Below are 981 nucleotides of genomic sequence, written 5' to 3'. Positions count from 1 at the left end.
CGATGCGTGACCTCGCCCCGTTACCGCGTTGGCGCGAGACCGCAATCTGCAGCCAGGTCGACCCCGAGCTGTTCTTCCCCGAGAAGGGTGGATCCACCCAACCCGCCAAGCGAATCTGCAAGGGCTGCCCACTGCGGGACCAGTGCCTCGCGTGGGCCCTTGAGCATGACGAGCGCTTCGGCGTTTGGGGTGGCATGAGCGAGAAACAGCGCCGCAAGCTGAAGACGAGGACACCATGAGGACCGGCAGCCTCTTCAGCGGTTGCGGCGGCCTCGACCTTGCCATCGCCGAGGTCCTCGGTGCCGAACCGTCATGGCACTGCGACAACGATCCCGCCGCCGCGAAGGTTCTCGCCAACCGATGGCCGGACGTTCCCAACCTCGACGACATCACCACCGTTGACTGGGACCAGGTCGAGCCTGTCGACGTACTCACGGCCGGATACCCCTGTCAACCGTTCTCCGTTGCTGGCAAGCGGAAAGGCACCACCGATGAGCGATACCTGTGGCCGGAGGTGGCCCGAGCCCTTCGCGGTCTACGACCCAGCCTCGTCGTGCTGGAAAATGTGGCGGGTCACGTTGTTCGGGGATTCGGAGACGTGGTCGGAGATCTGGCCGCGCTCGGGTATGACGCGCAGTGGACATGCCTACGCGCGTCCGACATCGGCGCCCCGCATCGACGGGACCGGTTGTTCCTCGTTGCTGCCGACGCCGACAGCTCAGGACGGGTCGGGGCGTGGTCATCCGGGCCCGAACTACGTCACCCGGACCGGACGCCCGCTGGACGAGGCAATCCACAAGCTGTTCCCCACCCGGAAGGCATCGGATGGCGCCAAGGGCGGACCGAACCAGCGGGGCAGCAGTGGGGACCTCACGTTGCCCTCGGTGGTGCAGTCTCTGCTGCCCACGCCCATCGTCGCGGACGCGAAGGGCACGCGAGCGACGAGAGGTGGGAACCGATCGAACGAGCCGCTCCTGACCG

The 981-nt window shown here is 66.8% G+C and carries 2 protein-coding genes; both read left to right on the top strand.

Annotated elements, in window-relative coordinates; all coding sequences use genetic code 11:
* The first annotated feature begins 2 nt into the window (after positions 1–2).
* A complete protein-coding gene (locus IEY55_RS31720; RefSeq protein WP_189062276.1) occupies positions 3–239 on the top strand; it encodes a WhiB family transcriptional regulator in 237 nt (78 codons plus the stop codon).
* Positions 236–981: DNA cytosine methyltransferase (locus IEY55_RS31715; protein WP_189062275.1), on the top strand; the 746-nt coding region annotated here is incomplete at its 3' end. The genes IEY55_RS31720 and IEY55_RS31715, both read left to right, overlap by 4 nt.

This window comes from Longimycelium tulufanense (genome assembly GCF_014645795.1).
Classification (GTDB): Bacteria; Actinomycetota; Actinomycetes; order Mycobacteriales; family Pseudonocardiaceae; genus Longimycelium; species Longimycelium tulufanense.
The sequence above is the reverse complement of the archived record's forward strand: the minus strand, read 5'-3'. Positions and strand labels throughout refer to the sequence as shown.